The 24,761-nt window shown below is 73.9% G+C and carries 1 protein-coding gene; it reads left to right on the top strand.

Annotation, left to right across the window (positions count from 1 at the left end; all coding sequences use genetic code 11):
* Positions 1 to 33 precede the first annotated feature (33 nt).
* The gene (locus OG852_RS03395; RefSeq protein ID WP_330347011.1) at positions 34 to 24,699 is read left to right on the top strand and encodes a type I polyketide synthase; all 24,666 of its coding nucleotides are present in this window, start codon (positions 34 to 36) and stop codon (positions 24,697 to 24,699) included.
* Positions 24,700 to 24,761: the final 62 nt, after the last annotated feature.

Raw genomic sequence — 24,761 nt, 5'->3', positions numbered from 1 at the left:
TTCCTACCGCTACGACGTATGGGGCAAGTTCCAATGGCGAATGAAGACAAGCTCCGGGACTACCTCAAGTGGGTCACCGCCGACCTGACCGAGACGCGTCGGCGGCTCCAGGAGCTGGAGGCCCGCGAGGACGAGCCCATCGCGATCGTCGGCATGAGCTGCCGGTTCCCCGGAGGGGTGCGGTCCCCCGAGGACTACTGGCAGCTGCTGGCCGACGGTACCGACGCCATCTCCGCATGGCCCACGGACCGCGGTTGGGACACCGAGGCGCTCTACGACCCGGAAGCCCGGCGCGTGGACGGCAGTTACGCCCGTGAGGGCGGCTTCGTCCACGACGCCGGGGACTTCGACCCCGCGTTCTTCGGGATCTCGCCCCGCGAGGCCGTCGCGATGGACCCCCAGCAGCGGCTGCTGCTGGAGACGTCCTGGGAGGCGTTCGAACACGCCGGCATCGACCCCGAGTCGGCGCGGGGCGGCCGCGCGGGCGTCTTCGTGGGCTGCAGCAACCAGGAGTACGGCGCCGGCCTCGGCGACATCCCCGACGACGTACGCGGCCACCTGCTCACCGGTAACTCCACCTCCGTGGTCTCGGGGCGCGTCTCGTACGCGCTCGGCCTGGAAGGGCCCGCGGTGACGGTGGACACGGCGTGTTCGTCGTCGCTGGTCGCGCTGCACCTGGCGGTGCAGGCGCTGCGGGGCGGCGAGTGCGATCTGGCGCTGGCCGGCGGTGTGACGGTGATGTCGACGCCGGGTGTGTTCGTGGAGTTCTCGCGGCAGCGGGGGCTCGCCGAGGACGGCCGGTGCAAGGCGTTCGCGGAGGCCGCCGACGGCACCGGCTGGTCCGAGGGCGTGGGCATGCTGCTGGTGGAGCGGCTGTCGGACGCGCGGCGCAACGGCCATCGGGTGCTGGCGGTGGTGCGGGGCAGCGCGGTCAACCAGGACGGCGCGTCCAACGGTCTCACCGCCCCCAACGGCCCCTCGCAACAGCGGGTGATCCGGGCCGCCCTGGCGGGTGCCGGGCTCACGCCGGCGGACGTGGACGCGGTGGAGGCGCATGGCACGGGTACCACGCTCGGTGATCCGATCGAGGCGCAGGCGCTGATCGCGACGTACGGCCGGCATCGTGAGCGGCCGTTGTGGCTGGGGTCGGTGAAGTCGAACATCGGGCACACACAGGCCGCCGCGGGTGTGGCGGGTGTGATCAAGATGGTGCTGGCCATGCAGCACGGTCTGCTGCCGCGCACGCTGCACGTGGACGCGCCGTCGTCGCATGTGGACTGGTCGGCGGGTGCGGTCGAGCTCCTCACCCAGGAGCGGGAGTGGACCGGCGAGGAGGGCCGGCCGCGGCGCGCCGCCGTGTCCGCCTTCGGCGTGAGCGGCACCAACGCCCACACCATTCTCGAGGAGGCACCCGAAGACGAGGGGCCCGAGAACGCGGACACACCCGGCGACGGAGCCCCGGAGAACACCGACGCGCCGGCCGCCGACCCCATCGGGTCCGCCGCCTCCCGCGCGCTGCCGCAGCGAGCCCCCCGGGTGCTGCCCTGGATCCTGTCCGCCCGGACCCCCGAAGCCCTGCCCGCCCAGGCCACCCGTCTCCTCGCGCATCTGACGGAACACCCCGGCACCGCGCCCCTCGACCTCGCCCGGTCCCTCGCCACGCACCGGTCGGCACTGCCGTACCGGGTCGCCGTCATCGGCGCCGACCACGCCGAACTCGTCGAAGCGCTGACCGCGTTCGCCCACGGCGACCGCGCCGAGGGCATCGTCACCGGCACCGCCCAGCCCGACGGCCGCACCGCCTTCCTCTTCGCCGGCCAGGGCGCCCAGCGGCTGGGCATGGGCCGCGAACTCCACGACGAATACCCGGTGTTCGCCGAGGCATTCGACGCCGTCGACGCGGAGCTGCCGTTCGATCTGCGGGAGGTGGTGTTCGGGGAGGACGTCGAGCGTCTGAACCGTACGGAGTTCGCGCAGCCCGCACTGTTCGCGCTGGAAGTGGCGCTGTTCCGGCTGCTGGAGTCGTGGGGTGTGCGTCCGGATGTGCTGGCCGGGCATTCGATCGGTGAGATCGCGGCGGCGCATGTGGCGGGGGTGTGGTCGCTGGCGGACGCGTGCCGTCTGGTGGTGGCGCGGGGCCGGCTGATGCAGGCGCTTCCGGCCGGTGGTGCGATGGTGGCGGTGCAGGCGTCCGAGGACGAGGTGCTGCCGCTGCTGAACGACGAGGTGGGTGTGGCTGCGGTCAACGGGCCGCGCGCGGTGGTGGTTTCGGGCACTGCCGAGGCCGTCGGTGAGATCGCGGACCACTTCCGTGGTGAGGGGCGCAAGGTCACGGCTCTGCGGGTGAGCCATGCCTTCCACTCGCCGCTGATGGAACCGATGCTCGACGACTTCCGCGCCGTGGCCGAGAGCCTCACCTACGAGGAACCGAACCTCCCGATCGTCTCCACCCTCACGGGCACGGCCGCCACCCCCGAGGAACTGCGCTCCCCGGAGCACTGGGTGCGCCACGTGCGCCAGGCCGTCCGCTTCGCCGACGCCGTGCGCACCCTCGCCGCGCGGGGCACCACGCGCTACCTCGAACTCGGCCCCGACGGCACGCTCACCGCGCTGGCCCAGGACTGCCCGGAGGCGGTCGCCGTCGCAGACTCCGGCGGCAGCGACGGCGTGCTGTTCACACCCGCCCTGCGCAAGGACCGGGACGGCGCCACCGACCTCGTCACGGCGCTCTCCCGGCTCCACGCCCACGGCGCCACGGTCGCCTGGGAGGCAGTCCTCCCCGGCGGACGCCGGGTGGAGCTGCCCACCTACGCCTTCCAGCACCAGCGCTACTGGCTGGCGGACCACGGCCGCCCGGCCCAGGGCCGCGGCGCGGACGGTGAGCGGCCGGCCGGTGGCGCCGCCGAAGCGGAGTTCTGGAACGCCGTCGAGCGCGGCGACCTCGGTTCCCTCGCCCAGTCGCTGGGGCTCGCCGAGGAGTCCCTGAACACCCTGGTCCCGGCCCTGTCGTCCTGGCGCCACCGCAGCCTGGAACGCTCCCGGGCCGACCAGTGGCTCTACCGGACCCACTGGACGCCGCTCGAACCGTCGACCGTCACCGCGCTCTCCGGCCGCTGGATCGTCCTCCGGCCCGAAGACACCGCACAGGACGCCGGCACCGACACCATCACGGCGGAACTCGCCGCACGCGGCGCCGCCTCCGTGGTGGTCGAACTCCCCGCCACCGCCGAACGGGCCTCTCTCGCCGCTCGGATGGCTGCCGCCGCCTCCGGCGACGAGGTCTCGGGGATCCTCCTCGACACCCGTGCCTGCACGGATGCCGTACAGGCGTGTGCCGCGGTCGCCACCCTGCTTCAGGCCTTGGGTGACGTGGGTGGTCGGGTGTGGGTGGTGACGTGTGGTGGTGTGTCGGTGGGCCGTTCGGACGGTCCGGTGGATCCGGTGCAGGGTGCGGTGTGGGGTGTGGGCCGGGTGGCGGCTCTGGAGTACCCGGATCGCTGGGGTGGTCTGATCGACCTGCCGGAGGTTCTCGACCGCCGCGCCGCGCACCGGTTCGCCGCGGTCCTCGCCGGTGGACTCGCCGACGAGGACCAGATCGCGGTGCGTGGGTCGGGTGCGTTCGGTCGTCGGTTGGAGCGGGTGCGTGCCGGTGGTGGGGATGAGGGGTGGCGTCCGCGGGGGACGGTGTTGATCACGGGTGGTACGGGTGCGTTGGGTGCGCGGGTGGCGCGGTGGGTGGCGGTGGAGGGTGCGGCGCATGTGGTGCTGACGAGTCGTCGGGGGTTGGGTGCGCCGGGTGCGGTGGAGTTGCGGGACGAGTTGGTGGGGTTGGGTGTGCGGGTGTCGGTCGTGGAGTGTGATGCGGCTGATCGTGGTGCGTTGGCGGGGGTGTTGGCGGAGTATCCGGTGGATGCGGTGGTGCATACGGCGGGTGTGCTGGACGACGGTGTGATCGATGCGTTGACGCCGGAGCGGTTCGCGACGGTGTTGCGGGCGAAGGCGTTGGGCGCGTTGCACCTGGACGAGCTCACGCGCGACCGCGACCTGGACGCCTTCGTCCTCTTCTCCTCCTTCGCGGGCAGCATCGGAGCGGCGGGGCAGGGCAACTACGCGGCGGCCAACGCCTTCCTGGACGCGCTCGCCGAGCGGCGCCGGGCGGCCGGGCTGCCCGCCACCTCGATCGCATGGGGTCCGTGGGCCGACGGAGGCATGGCCGACGAAACCCGTTCCGCCTCGCGGATGCGCCGAGGAGGCGTCCTCCCCCTGAACGCCGAGGCCGCCATGAACGCCCTCGCTCGCGCGGCGGCGTCCGACACCCCCGCCGTCGTCGTCGCCGATCTCGACTGGGCGGACTTCGCACCCGCCCTCACCGTGACGCGCCCGAACCCGCTGATCGCCTCGCTGCCCGAGGCCCGCGCGGCCCTGGAGGCCGCCACCAAGGGGGCCGGGCGCACCGAGATCGACGACCGCGCCGGACTGCTCGGCCGCCTGACCGGGCTCACCCCCGCCGAACAGGACCGCGTCCTGCTGGAGACGGTCCGGTTCTGCGCGGCCGGCGTGCTCGGCTACGCGGGAGCGGCCGCCGTGCCGGCCGAGCGTGCCTTCCGGGACCTGGGCGTCGACTCCCTGATCGCGGTCGAACTCCGCAACGGTCTCACCGCCGTCACGGGAGTCACCGGCCTGGCCGCCACGGTGGTGTTCGACTATCCGACACCGGTGGCGCTCGCGCGGCATCTGCGGGAGCGGTTGCTGGGTGATGCGGCGGAGGCGGAGGCCGTCGCGTCGGCTTCTGTGAGCGTGGTCGCGGGTGACGATCCGGTGGTGATCGTGGGGATGGCGTGCCGGTTCCCGGGTGGGGTGCGGGATCCGGAGGGTCTGTGGCGGCTGCTGTCCGAGGGCGCCGACGCGGTGGGCCCGTTCCCGGCCGACCGAGGCTGGGACCTGAACAGCCTGTACGACCCGGAGGGCGAACGTCCCGGCACCAGTCTCGTCGATGTGGGTGCCTTCCTGGACGGTGTGGGTGGTTTTGACGCGGGGTTCTTCGGGATGAGTCCGCGGGAGGCGTTGGCGACGGATCCGCAGCAGCGGTTGTTGCTGGAGTCGTCGTGGGAGGCGTTGGAGCGGGCGGGGATTGCTCCGGGTGGGTTGCGGGGCAGTCGGACGGGGGTGTTCGCGGGGACGAACGGTCAGGACTACACGGGTCTGCTGCTTGCCTCGGGTGAGGATTTCGAGGGGCATGTGGGCACGGGCAACGCGGCGTCGGTGTTGTCGGGTCGGGTGTCGTATGTGCTGGGGCTGGAGGGTCCCGCGGTGACGGTGGACACGGCGTGTTCGTCGTCGTTGGTGGCGTTGCATCTGGCGGTGCAGGCGTTGCGTTCGGGTGAGTGTGATCTGGCGTTGGCCGGTGGTGTGACGGTGATGTCGACGCCGGGGGCGTTTGTGGAGTTCTCGCGGCAGCGGGGGCTTGCGGTGGACGGGCGGTGCAAGGCGTTCGCGGAGGGTGCGGATGGTACGGGGTGGGGTGAGGGTGTGGGTGTGCTGGTGGTGGAGCGGTTGTCGGACGCGCGGCGCAACGGGCACCGGGTTTTGGCGGTGGTGCGGGGCAGTGCGGTCAATCAGGACGGCGCCAGCAATGGGCTGACGGCGCCGAACGGTCCGTCCCAGCAGCGGGTGATCCGTGCCGCGCTGGCGGGTGCCGGGCTCACGCCGGCGGACGTGGACGCGGTGGAGGCGCATGGTACGGGTACGGCGCTGGGTGATCCGATCGAGGCGCAGGCGCTGATCGCGACGTATGGGCAGGACCGTGAGCGGCCGTTGTGGCTGGGGTCGGTGAAGTCGAACATCGGGCACACGCAGGCCGCCGCGGGTGTGGCGGGTGTGATCAAGATGGTGCTGGCCATGCACCGTGGCCTGCTGCCGCGGACCCTGCATGTGGACGCGCCGTCGTCGCATGTGGACTGGTCGGCGGGTGCGGTCGAGCTGCTCACCCGGGAACAGAAGTGGCCCGAGGCGGGGCGTGTACGCCGGGCAGGTGTGTCGGCGTTCGGAGTCTCCGGCACGAACGCGCACGTCATCCTGGAACAGTCGGCTGTCGAGGACGATCCCGCTGCTGCGGGCGCCGAGGTACCGGTGTCGTCCGTGGTGCCGTGGGTGGTGTCGGCGCGTAGCCGGGCCGCGTTGCGGGAGCAGGCCAGTCGGCTGGTGGAGTTCGTGGCCGGCGTCGGTGCGGTGGATGTCGCGGGGATCGGTGGGTCTTTGGTCCGGTCGCGGTCGGTGTTCGAGCACCGGGCCGTGGTGTGGGGTGCGGATCGTGAGGAGTTGCTCGACGGTCTGGAGGCTGTGGCGGCGGGTGAGTCGGCTGCCGGTGTGGTGACGGGTGAGGTCGGTGAAGGGGGCCGTACGGCTTTCCTGTTCGCCGGTCAGGGCTCCCAACGTCTCGGTATGGGGCGGGAGTTGTATGAGGAGTACCCGGTGTTCGCCGATGCCTTCGACGCCGTGTGCGCCCACCTGGATCCGCAACTGGAACTTCCCCTGGCCGACGTCGTGTTCGGCCAGGACGCTGATCTCTTGAATCGCACGGAGTTCGCGCAGCCCGCACTGTTCGCGCTGGAAGTGGCGCTGTTCCGGCTGCTGGAGTCGTGGGGTGTGCGTCCGGACGTCCTCGCCGGGCATTCGATCGGTGAGATCGCGGCCGCTCACGTCGCCGGGGTGTGGTCGCTGGCGGACGCGTGCCGTCTGGTGGTGGCGAGGGGCCGGCTGATGCAGGCCCTGCCGTCCGGGGGTGCGATGGTGGCGCTCCAGGCGTCCGAGGACGAGGTGCTGCCGCTGCTGGACGCCGAGGTGGGTGTGGCTGCGGTCAACGGGCCGCGTGCGGTGGTGGTTTCCGGTTCTGCCGAGGCCGTCGGTGAGATCGCGGACCTCTTCCGTGGTGAGGGGCGCAAGGTCACGGCTCTGCGGGTGAGCCATGCCTTCCACTCGCCGCTGATGGAACCGATGCTCGACGAATTCCGGGCGGTCGTGGAAGACCTCTCCTACGAGCAGCCCGGCATGCGCCTCGTCTCCACGGTGACCGGCGCACCGGTCACCGACGAGCTGACCTCGCCGGACTACTGGGTGGACCATGTGCGGCGGACCGTCCGGTTCGCAGACGCCGTGGCCGCTCTCGCCGAGCAGAACGTCACCCGCTTCCTCGAACTCGGGCCGGACGGCACCCTCGCCACGCTCGCCCACGACTGTGTCGCCGACGAGGGACACCTGTGCGTACCGGTGTTGCGCAAGGGCCGGGCGGAGGCCGGGGCGACGGTCGCCGCCGTCGCCGCCGTCTTCACCCGCGGTGGCGAGGTGGACTGGTCGGCTGTCATCCCCGCCGCGCGATGGGCGGAGCTGCCGACGTATGCGTTCCAGCACCAGCGGTACTGGCCGGAGGTCGTGCGCCGGGAGCCGGTCGTGTCTGGCGGTGGTGAGGTGGATGCGCGGTTCTGGGAGGCGGTCGAGCGGGAGGATCTGGAGGCTCTGGCGGGTGCGCTGGAGTTGGAGGAGGAGGTCGTGGGGGCGGTGCTGCCCGCGCTGACCTCCTGGCGGCGGCAGAGCCAGGAACTGGCCGAGGCCGACCGCTGCCGGTACCGGGTCGACTGGCGTCCGCTGGCCGATGTCTCCGGCTCTGCGACGCTGTCCGGCCGGTGGCTGGTGGTCGAGCCGGCCGGACTCGCCGAGGACGCATGGGTCCAGTCGGTGCGCGACGCGCTGGTGGCCCGTGGTGCCGAGGTGGAGCGGATCCCGCACGAGGGGATCGTGGACCGCGCGCAGCTCGCCGCCGGGCTGAAGGACCTGTCGTCGGTGGAGGGTGTGGTGTCCTTGCTGGCTCTCTCGGGCGAGGTGTCGGGGGACGGTGTGCCGGTGGGGGTGTCGGGTTCGCTGGCGCTGATCCAGGCCCTGGGCGACGCGGGCGTCACGGCTCCGCTGTGGGTGCTGACCCGGGGCGCGGTGGCCGTGGGCCGTTCGGACGGCGCCGTCGATGTGGCGCAGGGCGCGGTCTGGGGGCTGGGCCGGGTGGCCGCTCTGGAGGCCTCCGGTCGCTGGGGCGGTCTGATCGACCTCCCCGCCACGATCGACCGCCGCACGGCAGGCCGTCTGGTGGCGGTTTTGGCGGGTGTGGGTGTTGAGGATCAGGTGGCGGTGCGTGGGTCGGGTGTGTTCGGTCGTCGGTTGGAGCGGGTGGCTGCCGGTGGGGATGGGGGTTGGTCTCCGCGGGGGACGGTGTTGATCACGGGTGGTACGGGTGTGTTGGGTGCGCGGGTGGCGCGGTGGGTGGTTGCGGAGGGTGCGGGGCATGTGGTGCTGGCCGGTCGGCGGGGGTTGGGTGCGCCGGGTGCGGTGGAGTTGCGGGAGGAGCTGGCGGCGGCGGGTGCGCGGGTGAGTGTGGTGGCGTGTGATGTGTCGGACCGGGCGGCGGTGGAGGGGTTGCTGGCGGAGTATCCGGTGGATGCGGTGGTGCATGCGGCGGGTGCGGTGGTGAATGTGCCGTTGGGGGAGGTGGGTGCGGGGGATCTGGCGGAGGTGTGGTCGGGGAAGGTGGCGGGTGCGGTGCATCTGGATGCGGTGCTGGGGGACCGGGTGCTGGACGCGTTCGTGGTGTTCTCCTCGATTGCGGGTGTGTGGGGCAGTGGGGGGCAGGCGGGGTATGCGGCGGCGAACGCGGCGTTGGACGCGTTGGTGCAGGCGCGTCGGGTGCGGGGGTTGGTGGGGACGTCGGTGGCGTGGGGTCCGTGGGCCGGTGGGGGGATGGCTGCCGGTGGTGGGGTGGTGGAGGCGTTGCGGCGGCGGGGTCTGGTGGCGCTGGATCCGGGGCGTGCGGTGCGGGAGCTGGGGCGTGTGGTGGCCGGTGAGGATCCGGTGGTGGTCGTGGCGGACGTGGAGTGGGAGCGGTTCGCTCCCGCGTACACGAGTGTGCGTCCCAGCGCGTTGCTGGCGGGTCTTCCCGAAGCCCACACCACCCCCACCACCGGCGCGGACACCCTTGCCGGCGTACCGGCCGTCTCGGCACTGCGCGAGCGGCTCGCCGCACTGCCCGCGGCCGAACGCGACCGCGCCCTGCTGGAGTCCGTCCTCGCCGGGGTCGCGGCGGTGCTCGGTCACGCCGACACCTCGACGGTGGAGGCCACGCGGTCCTTCCGGGACCTGGGCTTCGACTCCCTCACCGCCGTCGAGCTGCGCAACCGGCTCGCCGCCGACACCGGCCTGAAGCTGCCCAGCACCCTCGTCTTCGACCATCCGACGCCGACGGCCCTCGTACGGCTGCTGCGGCAGGAGCTGTTCGCGGACGGCGACCCGGGGGCGGACGCGCTGCCGCCGGTTCCGGCCCTGACGGCCACGACGGACGACCCGGTCGTCATCGTCGGGATGGCCTGCCGGCTGCCCGGCCGGGTCGAGGGCCCGGACGACCTGTGGCGGCTGGTCACCGAAGGCACCGACGCGATCTCCGACTTCCCCACCGACCGCGGCTGGGACCTCGACGCCCTGCACGGCACAGGAGAGGACGGACGCAGCCGCAGTCACACCCGCGCGGGCGGATTCCTCTACGACGCCGGGCAGTTCGACCCCGCCTTCTTCGGCATCTCGCCCCGCGAGGCCCTCGCCGTCGACCCCCAGCAGCGACTGCTGCTGGAGACGTCCTGGGAAGCCCTCGAACACGCGGCGATCAGGCCCGACGCACTGCACGGCAGCCGTACCGGTGTGTTCGTCGGCGCAGGCAGCTCCGGATACGGCGCCGGACTGCGCGAGGTGCCCGAGGGGCTCGGCGGGCAGTTGCTGACGGGTGTCGCCGGCAGCGTGGTCTCCGGCCGCGTCGCGTACACCTTCGGCTTCGAGGGACCCGCCGTGACCGTCGACACGGCCTGCTCGTCCTCCCTCGTGGCGCTGCATCTGGCGGCGCAGTCGCTCCGGTCCGCCGAGTGCGACCTGGCGCTGGTCGGCGGTGTCACGGTGCTGGCCGACCCCGGGGCGTTCGTCGAGTTCAGCTCGCAGGGCGGGCTGGCGGCGGACGGCCGGTGCAAGGCGTTCTCCGAGGAGGCGGACGGCACCGGCTGGGCCGAGGGTGTCGGTGTGCTCGTCGTGGAGCGGCTCTCCGACGCCCGGCGCAACGGGCACCAGGTGCTGGCGGTCGTCGCCGGTTCCGCCGTCAACCAGGACGGGGCCAGCAACGGCCTGACCGCCCCCAACGGGCCCGCCCAGCAGCGGGTCATCCGGCAGGCGCTGGCCGGGGCCGGGCTGAACCCCGCCGACGTCGACGCGGTGGAGGCGCACGGCACGGGCACGAGACTCGGTGACCCGATCGAGGCCCAGGCTCTGCTCGCCGCCTATGGACAGGACCGCGAACAGCCTCTCTGGCTCGGCTCGTTGAAGTCCAACATCGGCCACACCCAGGCCGCCGCCGGGGTCTCCGGCGTCATCAAGACGGTGCTGGCGATGAACCACGGACTGCTGCCGCGCACCCTGCACGCGGAGCAGCCGTCGAGCCACGTCGACTGGTCGGCCGGCGAGGTGCGGCTGCTGACGGAGAACACCGCGTGGCCGCAGGCCGAGGGACGTCCGCGGCGGGCCGGTGTGTCGGCCTTCGGCGTGTCCGGCACCAACGCCCACGTGATCCTGGAACAGCCTGCTCCGCCGAAGCCCGCCCTTGAGGGAGCGGACCCCGGGCAGCCTCTCGCCGAAGCGGCCGGGGACGCCCCCTCCGAGGTGCCCTGGGTGGTCTCCGGGCGCAGCCGCAGCGCGCTGCGCGCCCAGGCCGCCCGGCTGGCCGACCACCTCGCCGACCGTCCCGCGGTGACGGCGGCCGAGGTGGCCGCCTCCCTCGTCCGCACCCGCTCGGCCTTCGAACACCGGGCCGTGGTGTGGGGCGCGGACCGCGAGGCACTGCTGCGCGGTCTCCGGACGGTCGCGGACGGCGAGCCGGCCGACGGCGCCGTCATCGGCTCCGTGCTCCAGGACGGCCGTACGGCGTTCCTGTTCGCCGGACAGGGCTCGCAACGTCTCGGCATGGGACGGGAGTTGTACGCCGAGCACCCGGCCTTCGCCGATGCCTTCGACGCCGTGTGCGCCCACCTCGACACCGAACTGCCCCGCCCGTTGCGGGAGGTGGTGTTCGGTGACGACGCCGACCTGCTGAACCGTACGGAGTTCGCGCAGCCCGCCCTGTTCGCGCTGGAAGTGGCGCTGTTCCGGCTGCTGGAGTCGTGGGGTGTGCGTCCGGACGTGCTGCTCGGCCATTCCGTGGGCGAGTTGGCCGCCGCGCATGTCGCGGGGGTGTGGTCCCTGGCCGACGCGTGCCGTCTGGTGGCGGCGCGGGGCTGGCTGATGCAGGCGCTTCCGGCCGGTGGGGCGATGGTGTCGCTCCAGGCGTCCGAGGACGAGGTGCTGCCGCTGCTGGCGGGCCGGGAGACCGAAGTCTCGATCGCCGCCGTCAACGGACCGCTGTCCGTGGTGGTCTCCGGCACCGAGGACGCGGTGCGCGATGTCGTCGCCGCCGCCGAGGCGCTGGGCAGGCGCACCCGGCGGCTGCGCGTCAGCCACGCCTTCCACTCCCCGCTGATGGAACCGATGCTGACCGGCTTCCGTGCCGTCGCCGAGAGCATCACGTACGAGGCCCCGGGCATCCCGGTCGTCTCCGACGTCACCGGCGTCCTTGCCACCGCCGAGGAACTCACCTCCCCCGAGTACTGGGTGCGGCACGTGCGGGACGCGGTCCGCTTCGCCGACGGCGTCCGTACACTCGCCGACCGCAACGTCACCCGTTTCCTCGAACTCGGCCCCGACGGCACCCTGACCACGCTCACCCAGTCCTGCCTGCCCACGGCGGACGGTCTGCAGGTGTCCGCGCTGCGGGACGACCGTCCCGAGCGGCGGACGCTGCTGACGGCCGTCTCCGCCCTGTTCACCCGGGGCGTCGACGTGGACTGGACGGCAGCCCTGCCGCCACTGTCCCGGGCGCCGCACGTCCCCCTGCCCACCTACGCCTTCCAGCGCAGGCGCTACTGGCTCGACGTGCCCGCTGCGACGGGCGACGCGTCCTCGCTCGGTCTCGCCGCCACCGACCATCCGCTGCTCGCCGCCGCGGTGCCGGTCGCGGGCAGCGACGCGGTCGTGCTCACCGGACGGCTGTCCCTGCGCTCGCACCCCTGGCTGGCCGACCACCGGCTCGGCGGCGCGGCCGTGCTGCCCAGCACCGCCTTCCTGGAGCTCGCCGTCCGCGCGGGCGACCAGGTCGGCTGCGACGAGGTCCGCGAACTCGCCCTGGAGGCGCCCCTGACGGTGCCCGAGCGCGGCGCGGTCCGGCTGCAGGTCCGTATCGACGAGCCGGACGCCCGCGGCACCCGTGCCCTCTCCGTCTACTCGCGCCCCGACGACCCACAGTTCGACGGCGCCGAGTGGACCCGCCACGCGGGCGGCCTGCTCACGCCCGCCGGCCCCGCGCCGGCCGACCGGGCGGCCGACTTCGCCGACTTCGCCGTCTGGCCTCCGGCCGGAGCCGAACCGGTCGCCCTCGCCGACCTGTACGAACGGCTGGCCGCCGACGCCGGTCTGCAGTACGGCCCGGCGTTCCGCGCCCTCACCGCCGTATGGCGGCACGGTGACGCCGTGTACGCCGAGGTCGCCCTCGACGCGGAGGCACGCGAACAGGCGCGACGCTTCGGGCTGCACCCGGCCCTGCTGGACGCGGCACTGCATCCGCTGGGCCTCGGCCTGCCGGAAGGACTGGGCGAAGGGCTGCTGCTCTTCGCGTGGCAGCGCGCCACCCTCCTCGCCGACGGTGCCGCCGCCCTGCGGGTCCGCCTGGCCCGGTGCGCCGAGGACGCGGTGACGCTCAGCGCCGCCGACGCCTCCGGGCAGCCGGTGCTCGCCATCGAGTCGCTGCGCCTGCGGCCCGCCCCCGGCGCGCCCACCGCGAGGGAACTCGGCGACAGCGGCCCCGCAGCGGACCGTACGGACACGGATGCCGTGGACGGCACCCGCACGGAGGCGGATGCCGCTCTCGGCGACGCCGCCGAGCCCGGCCGTCCCGCCGCCCCGGCGCGGACCGTGCGCCGACGCGCCGCCGACTCCGGTGCCGAGGCCGAGGAGGCGACCCTGCTGGACCGGCTCGCAGGCCGGTCCGCCGCCGAGCGTCGGCGGGTGCTGCTCGACCGGGTGCGCCGCAAGGTGGCCGCCGTGCTGGACTACGTCGACGTCGACGAGGTCGAGCCCTCCCGCGTCTTCAAGGACCTCGGCTTCGCCTCCGTCACCGCCGTCGAACTGCGCAACCAGCTCAGCGCCGAACTGGGCGTCCTGCTGCCGGCCACCCTGGTCTTCGACCACCCGACACCGCTCGCGCTCGCCGCGCACCTCGACGAGGAACTGTTCGGCGCCCGGCCGGACGCGGCGCCGCCCGCCGCCTCCCGCGCCCGGCTCGACGACGATCCGATCGTGGTCGTCGGCATGGCGTGCCGCTATCCGGGCGGCATCTCCAGCCCCGAGGAACTGTGGGACCTCGTCGCGCAGCGCGGCGACGGCATCTCCCCGCTCCCGGCCGACCGCGGCTGGGACCTCGCGGCGCTCTACCACCCGGATCCGGACCACCCGGGCACCTGCTACGCCCGCGAGGGCGGCTTCCTGCACAACGCCAGCCACTTCGACCCCGGCTTCTTCGGCATCTCCCCGCGCGAGGCCCTCGCGATGGACCCCCAGCAGCGGCTGCTGCTGGAGACGTCCTGGGAGGCGCTGGAGCGCGCGGGCATCGACCCGGCGTCCCGCCGCGGCAGCCTCACCGGCGTCTTCGCCGGCGTCACCTACCAGGACTACATCGGCATCCTCGGCGCCGCCAAGGAGAGCTTCGAGGGATACATCGGCACCGGCAACTCGCCGAGCGTCCTGTCCGGCCGTATCGCCTACGCCCTGGGACTGGAGGGCCCGGCGCTGTCCGTGGACACCGCCTGCTCCTCGTCCCTGGTGGCCCTCCACCTCGCGGTGCAGTCGCTGCGGCAGGGCGAGTGCGATCTCGCGCTGGCCGGCGGTGTCACCGTCATGTCGACGCCGGGCTCCCTCATCGAGTTCAGCCGGCAGCGGGCGCTCGCCGAGGACGGCCGATGCAAGCCGTTCTCCGCGGACGCCGACGGGGCCAGCTGGGCCGAAGGCGTCGGCATGGTCGTGCTGGAGCGGCTGTCCGACGCCCGGCGGAGCGGACACCCCGTCCTCGCCGTCGTCCAGGGCAGCGCCCTCAACCAGGACGGCGCGTCCAACGGCCTGACCGCCCCCAACGGGCCCTCCCAGCAGCGGGTCATCCGCGCCGCCCTGGCCGGCGGCGGGCTCACCCCGGCCGACATCGACGCCGTGGAGGCGCACGGCACCGGCACGACGCTGGGCGACCCGATCGAGGCCCAGGCGCTGATCGCCGTCTACGGCCAGGACCGTCCCGACGACCGCCCCCTGTGGCTGGGCTCGCTGAAGTCCAACATCGGCCACTCCCAGGCCGCCGCCGGAGTCGGCGGCGTGATCAAGATGGTCATGGCCCTGCGCAACGGCCTGCTCCCGGCGACCCTGTACGCCGAGAACCCGACCCCCGAGGTCGACTGGTCCGCGGGGACCGTACGGCTGCTCGACGAGCCGGTGCCGTGGCCGCGGACCGACCGACCGCGCCGCGCGGGCGTCTCCTCGTTCGGCATGAGCGGCACCAACGCCCACGTCATCATCGAGCAGGCCCCCGACGACACGCCGCCCGACACCGCCCCGCGCCCCGACACGCCGTCACTCGACCGGGCCGGGCAGGCCACGGCCGACGCCCCGCCGGCGTCCGTCCTCGTCCCGCTCTCCGCCCGTACCGGCGACGGTCTGCGCGCCCAGGCCGGACGGCTCCTCGCCCATCTGCGCGCCCACCCCGGACTCGGCCGCGCCGACCTGGGCCTGTCCCTGGCCACCACCCGCACCGCCTTCGAGCAGCGGGCGGTCGTCCTCGCCGCCGACGACGAGAGCCTGGAACGCGGGCTGCGCGACCTCGTCGAGGACGGCATGGTCAGCGACGTCGTCCGCGGCCTCGACCGGCGCGGCACCGGACCCGTGCTGGTCTTCCCCGGCCAGGGCGCCCAGTGGCCCGGCATGGGCCGGGAACTCCTCGACACCGCACCCGAGTTCGCCCGCCGCGTCGCCGAGTGCGAGCAGGCGCTCGCGCCGTACGTCGACTGGTCGCTGACGGCCGCCCTGCGCGGCGGCCCGGACGCCCCCGACCTCGACCGGGTGGACGTCGTCCAGCCCGTCCTGTGGGCCGTCATGGTCTCCCTCGCCCACCTGTGGCGCTCCTACGGCGTCGAGCCCGCCGCCGTCGTGGGCCACAGCCAGGGCGAGATCGCCGCGGCCGTCGTCGCCGGCGCCCTGTCCCTCGAGGACGGCGCCCGCGTCGCGGCCCTGCGGAGCAAGGCCATCACCGCCATCGCGGGCGACGGCGGCATGATGTCCGTCCCGCTCCCCGCCGACGAGGTGCGCACCCGGCTGGAGCCGTACGGCGACCGGCTCTCCGTGGCCGCCGTCAACGGCCCCGGCTCGGTCGTCGTCTCCGGCGCCGCCGACGCCCTGGACGAGCTGTTCACCGCGCTGACCGGGGACGGCGTCCAGGCCCGCAAGGTCGCCGTGGACTACGGCAGCCACTCCGCACACGTCGAACCCGTGCGCGAACAGGTCCTCGACACACTCGCCGGACTGCGGCCGACGTCCGCCGAGATCCCCTTCCGTTCCTCGGTGACCGGCGACTGGCTGGACGACGACACCGTCCTGGACGCCTCCTACTGGTACACCAACCTGCGGGAGACCGTCCGCTTCGAGGAGGCGGTCCGCGGCCTGCTCGCCGCCGGACACCGAGCCTTCATCGAGGTCGGACCGCACCCCGTCGTCGCCTTCGGCCTCCGTGAGACCATCGAGGACACCGGTGCCGACGCCGTCGTGCTCGGCACGCTCCGCCGCGACCAGGGCGGCCTGGACCGCTTCCTGACCTCCCTCGCCGAGGCCCACGTCCAGGGCGTCGCCGTCGACTGGCCCAGCGTCTTCGCCGGGACCGGCGCCCGCCGCGTCGACCTGCCGACATACGCCTTCCAGCGGCTGCGGTTCTGGCCCGAACTGCGGGACGCGGACACCGTCGCCGAGGACGGCACGACCGTCTCCGACGAGGTGGAGAGCCGCTTCTGGCGGACGGTGGAGGAAGAAGACCTCGCCTCGCTCGCCACCACCCTCGACCTCGGCGGGGACACCCCGCTGCGCGAGGTGCTGCCCGCGCTGTCCGCCTGGCGGCGCAGCAGCAAGGAGCAGTCCACCGTCGACAGCTGGCGCTACACCGTCGGCTGGACCCCGCTCACCCAGGACACCGCGGCCGCGCCCCCGTCCGGCACCTGGCTGCTGGTCGTGCCCGCCGCCGGCCACGCCCTGGCGGACGCCACCCGGCGTGCCCTGGCCGACCGCGGCGTCACCGTCCGCGTCATGGCCGTCGACGGCGCCGGCCCCGACGCGGACCGCGAGGGGCTGGCCGGCCTGCTGACCGCCGCACTCACCGCCACGGACGGCGCACCCGCCGTGGACCCGGCCGACCTCGGCGGAGTGCTCTCGCTGCTCGCCCTGGACGAGACCCCGCACCCCGAGCACCCGTCGGTGCCCGCCGGACTCGCCGGCACGCTCACCCTCCTGCAGGCCCTCGGCGACCTCGGCGTCAGCGCCCCCCTGTGGTGCGCCACCAGCGGTGCCGTCGCCGTCACCGCCTCGGAGACCGTGTCCGGCGCACCACAGGCCCTCGTCTGGGGCTTCGGCCGGGTCGCCGCCCTCGAACACTCCGACCGCTGGGGCGGCCTGATCGACCTGCCCGCCACCCTGGACCGCAGGGCGGGCGACCGGCTGTGCGCCCTGCTCGCCCGGCCCGACGGCGAGGACCAGACCGCCGTCCGCGCCTCCGGCACCTACGGCCGCCGCCTGCTGCGCGCCCCGCTCGACGGCGCCACACCGCCCGGCGAGAGCTGGCGGCCCCGCGGCACCGTCCTGATCACCGGCGGCACCGGCGCGGTCGGCGGACACATCTCCCGCTGGCTCGCCTCCCTCGGCGCCGACCACCTGCTGCTCACCAGCCGCCGGGGCGCCGAAGCGCCCGGCGCCGCCGAACTGTCGGCGGAACTGACCGCCCTCGGCGCCGGCCGCGTCACCCTCGCCGCCTGCGACGTCGCCGACCGCGACGCCCTGCGCGAGCTGATCGGGGCGATCCCCGAGGAACACCCGCTCGACGCCGTGCTGCACATCGCCGGCTCCCTCGACGACGGCGTCATCGACGCCCTCGACCCCGGCCGGATGCACCCCGTGCTGCGCACCAAGGTGACCGCCGCGGTCAACCTGCACGAACTGACCGCCGGTCTCGACCTGTCCGCCTTCGTCCTGTTCTCCTCGACGTCCGGCACCATCAGCGGCCCCGGCCTCGGCAACTACGCCCCCGGCAACGCCTTCCTGGACGCCCTCGCCCAGCAGCGCCGCGCCCTCGGCCTGCCCGCCACGGCCGTCGCCTGGGGCCACTGGGCCGACGGCGGCATGGGAGACGGCGCGGTCGGCGACCGCCTGCGCCGCTACGGCGTGTACGACATGCGGCCCGAACTGGCCTGCCAGGCCCTCCAGCAGGCGCTCGACCACGGCGAGACCTACCTCGCGGTGACCGACATCGGCTGGGAACGGTTCGCACCCGCCTTCACCGGCTCCCGGCCCAGCGCCCTGCTGCGCCAACTGGCCGACGCCCAGCGCGTTCTCACACCGGTGCGCGACTCCGCCTCCGGCCGGACCGCCGGCGACTCCTTCGGCGACGGCGCCGACGGCGATCAGCCCGCGCTCCGCCGCCACCTGGCCGCTCTCGCCGCCGACGAACGGGCGGACGCCGTCCTCGACGTCGTCCGCGGCTATGTGGCCACGGTGCTCGGCTACCCGGGGCCCGAGGCGGTCGAGCCGACCCGCGCCTTCAGCGACCTCGGCTTCGACTCGCTCAGCGCCGTCGAACTGCGCAACGGCATGAACAAGATCACCGGGATGCGTCTGCCGGCCACCCTGGTCTTCGACTTCCCCAACTGCGCCGAACTCGCCAGGATGCTGCTCGGCGAACTCGGCACGTCCTCCGACGACGACCGCCTGTCCGCCCCCACGCGGCCCGCGGCCGACTCGGCCTCCCTCGCCGACGACCCGATCGTCATCACCGCGATGAGCTGCCGCTTCCCCGGCGGGGTTGACACCCCCGAGGACTACTGGCGCCTGCTCGCCGACGGCACCGACGCCATCGCCCCCTTCCCGGCCGACCGCGGCTGGGACGTCGACGGCCTCTACCACCCCGACCCCGACCACCCCGGCACCTGCACCGCCCGCGAAGGCGGATTCCTGCGGAACATGGCCGAGTTCGACCCCGCCTTCTTCGGCGTCTCGCCGCGTGAGGCGCTGGCGATGGATCCGCAGCAGCGGTTGCTGCTGGAGCTGGCGTGGGAGGCGTTCGAGCGGGCGGGCATCGACCCGACGACCCTGCGCGGCTCCCGCACCGGCGTCTTCGCCGGCACCAACGGCAACGACTACACCCCCCTGCTCGTCGCCTCCGGCGAGGACGTCGGCGGCCACCTCGGCACCGGCAACGCGGCGAGCATCGTCTCCGGCCGCGTGTCCTACACCCTCGGTCTGGAAGGACCCGCGGTCACGGTCGACACGGCCTGCTCGGCCGCCCTCGTCGCCCTGCACCTGGCGGTGCAGGCGCTGCGCTCGGGGGAGTGCGATCTGGCGTTGGCCGGTGGTGTGACGGTGATGTCGACGCCGGGGCTGTTCCTGGACTTCAGCCGGCAGCGGGGGCTGGCGGCGGACGGCCGGTGCAAGGCGTTCTCGGACGCGGCCGACGGGGCGGGGTTCTCCGAGGGCGCGGGTCTGGTGCTGGTGGAGCGGCTGTCGGACGCGCGGGCGGCCGGGCGGCCGGTGCTGGCGGTGGTGCGGGGCAGTGCGGTGAACCAGGACGGTGCGTCCAACGGTCTGACGGCGCCGAACGGTCCTTCGCAGCAGCGGGTGATCCGTCAGGCGCTGGCGGGGGCCGGGCTGCGGCCGTCGGATGTGGACGCGGTGGAGGCGCACGGTACGGGGACGGCGCTGGGTGATCCGATCGAGGCGCAGGCGATCCTGGCGGCCTACGGTCAGGATCGTGAACGGCCCCTGCTGCTGGGCTCGGTGAAGTCGAACATCGGTCATACGCAGGCCGCCGCGGGTGTGGCGGGTGTGATCAAGATGGTGCTGGCGCTGCGCCACGGCGTCCTGCCGCGCACCCTGCACGCGGACGAGGCCTCGTCCCACGTCGACTGGGCGGCCGGATCGGTCGAACTGCTCACGGACAGCGCCGACTGGCCGCGCGTCGAGGGCAGGACCCGCCGCGCCGGTGTGTCGTCCTTCGGTCTCAGCGGCACGAACGCGCACGTGGTGCTGGAGGAGGCCCCGGCCGAGCCGGAGTCGCAGCCGCATGTGGTGAGTGAGGGCGTGGTGCCGTGGGTGGTGTCGGGCCGTACGGGTGCGGCGTTGCGGGCCCAGGCGGGCCGGCTGGCACGGTTCGTGGCCGCCGAGGAGCGGATCGACATGACGGAGGTCGCGGGTTCCCTGGTGCGGTCGCGGTCGCTGTTCGAGCACCGGGCGGTGGTCTGGGGATCGGAGCCTGAGGAGCTGGTGCGGGCGCTGGAGGCGGTGGCTTCCGGCGAGGAGGCGGTGAACGCCGCGACGGGCACGGTACGACGTGACGCGCGCACGGCGTTCCTGTTTGCCGGGCAGGGGTCCCAACGCCTCGGGATGGGGCGGGAGTTGTACGACACCTACCCCGTCTTCGCGGATGCCTTCGACGCGGTGGACGCGGAACTGCCCTTCGATCTGCGGGAGGTGGTGTTCGGTGAGGACGCCGACCTGCTGAACCGGACGGAGTTCACGCAGCCCGCTCTGTTCGCCCTCGAAGTGGCGCTGTTCCGGCTGCTGGAGTCGTGGGGTGTGCGTCCGGACGTCCTCGCCGGGCATTCGATCGGTGAGATCGCGGCGGCGCATGTGGCGGGGGTGTGGTCGCTGGCGGACGCGTGTCGTCTGGTGGTGGCGCGGGGCCGGCTGATGCAGGCGCTGCCTGCCGGTGGTGCGATGGTGGCGGTGCAGGCGTCCGAGGACGAGGTGCTGCCGCTGCTCGGTGACGAGGTCGGGATCGCCGCGGTCAACGGCCCCCGGGCCGTCGTCGTCGCGGGTGCCTCGCAGGCCGTCGAGGAGATCGCCGCCCGCTTCCGCGCCCAGGACCGCAAGGTCACCGCGCTGCGGGTCAGCCACGCCTTCCACTCCCCGCTGATGGAGCCGATGCTCGCCGACTTCCGCAAGGTCGCGGAGGGGCTGACCTACGAGCGGCCGAAGCTGTCGTTCGTCTCCACGGTGACCGGAACCGCCGCCACCGCCGAGGAGCTGATGTCCCCGGACTACTGGGTGCGGCATGTACGCCGCCCGGTGCGTTTCGCCGACGCCGTACGCGCCCTCGTCGGGCAGGGTGTCGGGCGCTTCGCCGAACTCGGTCCGGACGGCACCCTGACCGCACTCGCCCAGGCCTCCCTCGACGACACCGAGGGCACGGTCCTCGTGCCCCTGCTGCGCAAGGACCGGCCCGAGGCACCGGCCGCCCTCGCCGCCCTCGCCACGCTGTTCGTCCACGGGACCGACGCCGACTGGCGCGCCCTCACCGGCGGCGACCGGGCCCGGAACGCGGACCTGCCGACGTACGCCTTCCAACGCCGCCGCTACTGGCCCGACTTCACCGGCGTCACGCTGGGCGACCTCGGTTCGGCGGGTGTCGGTTCGGCGGACCATCCGCTGCTCGGCGGCGCGGTGCGGGTGGCCGGCAGCGAGGAGGTGCTGTTCACCGGACGGCTCTCGCTCAGGACGCACCCATGGCTGCGCGACCACGCCGTCACCGGCACGGTCCTCTTCCCGGGCACCGGGTTCCTCGAACTCGCCCTGTGCGCCGCCGGACAGCTCGGCTACGACCGCGTCGAGGAACTGACCATCGCCGCCCCCCTGATCGTGCCCGAGCGCACCGGACGGCTGGTCCAGGTCCGCGTGGGCGCACCCGACGAGTCGCAGACGCGCACCCTGGAGGTGTACTCCCGGGCCGAGGACGCGCTCGACATCGACCCGTGGACGCTGAACGCCAGCGGCTCGTTGACCGCCGACCCGGCTCCCGCCGACACGACGGCCCCCGACCTGACCGCATGGCCGCCGCCCAACGCCGAGGCCGTCCCCATGGAGGGCTTCTACGACCGCTTCGCCGAGGCGGGCTTCGCCTACGGGCCGGTGTTCCAGGGGCTGCGCGCGGTCTGGCGACGCGGCGAGGAGGTCTTCGCCGAGGTGGGACTGCCGGACCGGCACGAGCGGCTCGCGGGTGGCTTCGGTGTCCACCCGGCGCTCCTGGACTCCGCCCTGCACGCGATGATGTTCGTGTCGCTGGCCGACGCCGACGGGGGAAGGCTGCCGTTCTCGTGGAGCGGCGTGTCGCTGCGTGCCTCCGGCGCGCGGGCCCTGCGCGTCCGCATGGTGCAGGCGGGGCCGGAAGCCGTCGCGCTGCACCTGGCCGACCCGGCGGGTGGCGAGGTCGCCTCCGTGGAGTCGCTGCTGCTGCGCAAGGTCTCCGGCGACCTCGCCGCGCACGCCGATGCCGAAGGCCACCGCGAAAGTCTGTTCCAGGTGGGCTGGACGAAGGTGCCGGCGCCCGAGCGGGGCGCGTTCTCACCCGGGGCCCTCGTGGCGGTCGGCGCCGCCGGCCTCGCGCCCGGCGTGGAGTCGTACCCGGGCCTGGCCGAGCTGCCCGCCGCCGTCCCCGCGACCGTCCTGTTCGCCGCGGGTCGCGGTCTGAGCGGCGCGGACGGCGACGCGGCGGCCGCGGCCCGTGCCGCCACCGGCCGCGTCCTGGACGCCGTACGGTCCTGGCTCGCCGACGAGCGGTTCGAGGACTCCCGTCTGGTGATCCTCACCGAGGGCGCGGTCACGCACGACGAAAGCGCTCCCGATCCCGCCCTGGCGGCGGTGTGGGGCCTGGTCCGGGCCGCGCGCGCCGAGGCGCCCGACCGGTTCGCGCTGGTCGACACGGACGGCACCGAAGCCTCCCACGGCGTGCTCGTACGGGCCCTGGCCTGCGGGGAGCCGGAGCTCGCGCTGCGCGACGGCGTCGCCCACGCGCCGCGTCTCGACCGGGTACCCGTGGGCGGCGCGCTCCCGGTCCCGGCGGGTGAACCGGCCTGGCACCTGGACAGCGTGGAGAAGGGCACCCTGGACAACCTGGCCCTGACCCCCTTCCCCGAAGCGACCGCCGAGTTGACGCGAGGACAGGTCCGCATCGCCGTACGCGCGGCGGGGGTCAACTTCCGCGACGTGCTCAACGCGCTCGGCATGTATCCGGGCGAGGCGGGTCTGCTCGGCGGTGAGGGCGCGGGTGTGGTGACCGAGGTCGGCCCGGGTGTGCAGGGGCTGGCCGTCGGTGACCGGGTGTTCGGCATGTTCCCCGGTTCCTTCGGGCCGGTGGCGGTGGCGGACGCCCGGACGGTGGCCCGGATCCCGGCCGGCTGGACGTTCGCGCAGGCGGCGTCGGTGCCGATCGTGTTCCTGACGGCGTACTACGCGCTGACCGAGCTGGGCGCCGTGCGGCCGGGCGAGTCGGTGCTGGTGCACGCGGCGGCCGGCGGTGTGGGCATGGCCGCCGTACAGCTGGCACGGCATCTGGGCGCCGAGGTGTTCGGCACCGCGAGTGCCGGCAAGTGGGACACGCTGCGGGAGCTGGGCCTGGACGGCACGCACCTCGCCTCGTCCCGCGACACCGACTTCGAGGCGGCGTTCCTCGCGGCGACCGGTGGTCGTGGTGTGGACGTCGTGCTCGACTCGCTGGCCGGTGAGTTCGTGGACGCGTCGCTGCGGCTGCTGCCGCGTGGGGGCCGGTTCCTGGAGATGGGCAAGACCGACGTCCGGGACCCCGAGGCGGTGGCCGCCGAGCACTCCGGTGTGACGTACCGGGCGTTCGATCTGTGGGACGCAGGTCCCGAGCGGATCGGCCGGATGCTGGCCGAGCTGGTGGCCCTCTTCGAAGCGGACGTTCTGCGGCCCCTTCCCGTCACCTGCTGGGACGTACGCAACGCCGCGGAGGCGTTCCGGTACCTCTCGCAGGCCCGGCACGTGGGCAAGGTGGTCCTCACGGTCCCGGCGCCCCTGGACCGGGACGGCACGGTGCTGGTGACCGGTGGCACGGGTGGCCTGGGCGCGCTGGTGGCCCGTCACCTGGTGACCCGGCACGGCATACGGCGCCTGCTGCTGGCCGGCCGCCGTGGCCTCGAAGCGCCGGGCGCACCCGAGCTCGTCGCGGAACTCGCGGACCTGGGCGCCGAGGTCGAGGTCGCCGCCCTGGACGTCGCCGACCGGGACCAGCTCACCGCCGTGCTGGACGCCCTCCCCACCGAGCATCCCTTGACCGCCGTCGTCCACACCGCGGGCGTCGTCGACGACGGTGTCGTCGCCTCCCTCACCCCGGAGCGTCTGGCCGGCGTCATGCGGCCGAAGGCGGACGCGGTGGCGCACCTGCACGAGCTGACCCGCGGCGCGGACCTGTCGGCGTTCGTGGTCTTCTCCTCGGTGGCCGGTACCTTCGGCAGCGCGGGTCAGGCCAACTACGCCGCCGCGAACGCCTTCCTCGACGCCTTCGCCGCTCACCGCCGTGCCTCGGGGCTGCCCGCGGTGTCCCTCGCCTGGGGCCCGTGGGCGCCCGGTACGGGCATGACCGCCGAGCTGACCGAGGCGGACCTGCGGCGGATGGCACGCGGCGGCATGCGGCCGCTCACCGTCGAGCAGGGACTCGAACTCCTCGACACGGCCGGGCTGGTGCCCGTCACGGCACCCGCGCACCGGTCGCTCCTGCTGCCGGTGAACCTGGACCTCCAGGCGCTGCGGGCCCACACCGAGGCCGTACCGCCGCTGCTGCGCGGCCTGGTGCGGGCACCGGCGCGACGGGCGGCGGACACCGCGGCCGGGACCGGCGGGGAGCGGCAGGACCTCGGCGCCCTGCTGGCGGCACTCGCGCCGGCCGACCGGGAGCAGTATCTCGTCGACCTGGTCTGCGCCCAGGCCGCGGCGACCCTCGGGCACGCCTCGGCGGACGAGATCGAGCCGGATCAGGCGTTCAAGGAGCTGGGCTTCGACTCGCTCACCGCCGTCGAACTGCGCAACCGGCTCAACGCCGCCACCAGGCTCCGGCTCCCGGCGACCCTGGTGTTCGACCACCCGACACCGACGGCGCTGGCGGGACATCTGCTTCAGGAGATCACCCTGCCGGAGGCGTCCGGCACGGGGGCGGGCGAGAGCTCGGGCGCGGCCGTGCCGGCGGCGCCGCTCCTGGTCGAACTGGACCGGCTGGAGGCGGCGCTCGGCGCCGCCGCGGTCGGCGGGGACGACCACGCGACGATCACTTCCCGGCTGCAGAGGCTGACGGCGAAGTGGCAGGAGAGGACCACGCGGGGCGGCGGTGCCGGACACGACAACGGCACCGGCTCCGGGGGTTCCGGAGCGGCTCCCGCCGACGACGACGGGGCACTGGACTCCGTCGAGACGGCGGACGAGCTGTTCGACCTGATCGACAAAGAACTCGGGATGTCGTGATCAGCCGCGGGAAACCGTCGGCATCGGCTCAGGGATGTGGCGTTGGTGGCTGAAGACGACAA

It is taken from the genome of Streptomyces sp. NBC_00582 (assembly GCF_036345155.1).
Classification (GTDB): Bacteria; Actinomycetota; Actinomycetes; order Streptomycetales; family Streptomycetaceae; genus Streptomyces.
This window is presented reverse-complemented; position numbering and strand designations above follow the sequence as displayed.

Coding starts and splice junctions, on each gene's coding strand:
- OG852_RS03395 (WP_330347011.1), top strand. CDS start 34: ATGGCGAATGAAGACAAGCTCCGGGACTACCTCAAGTGGGTCACCGCC.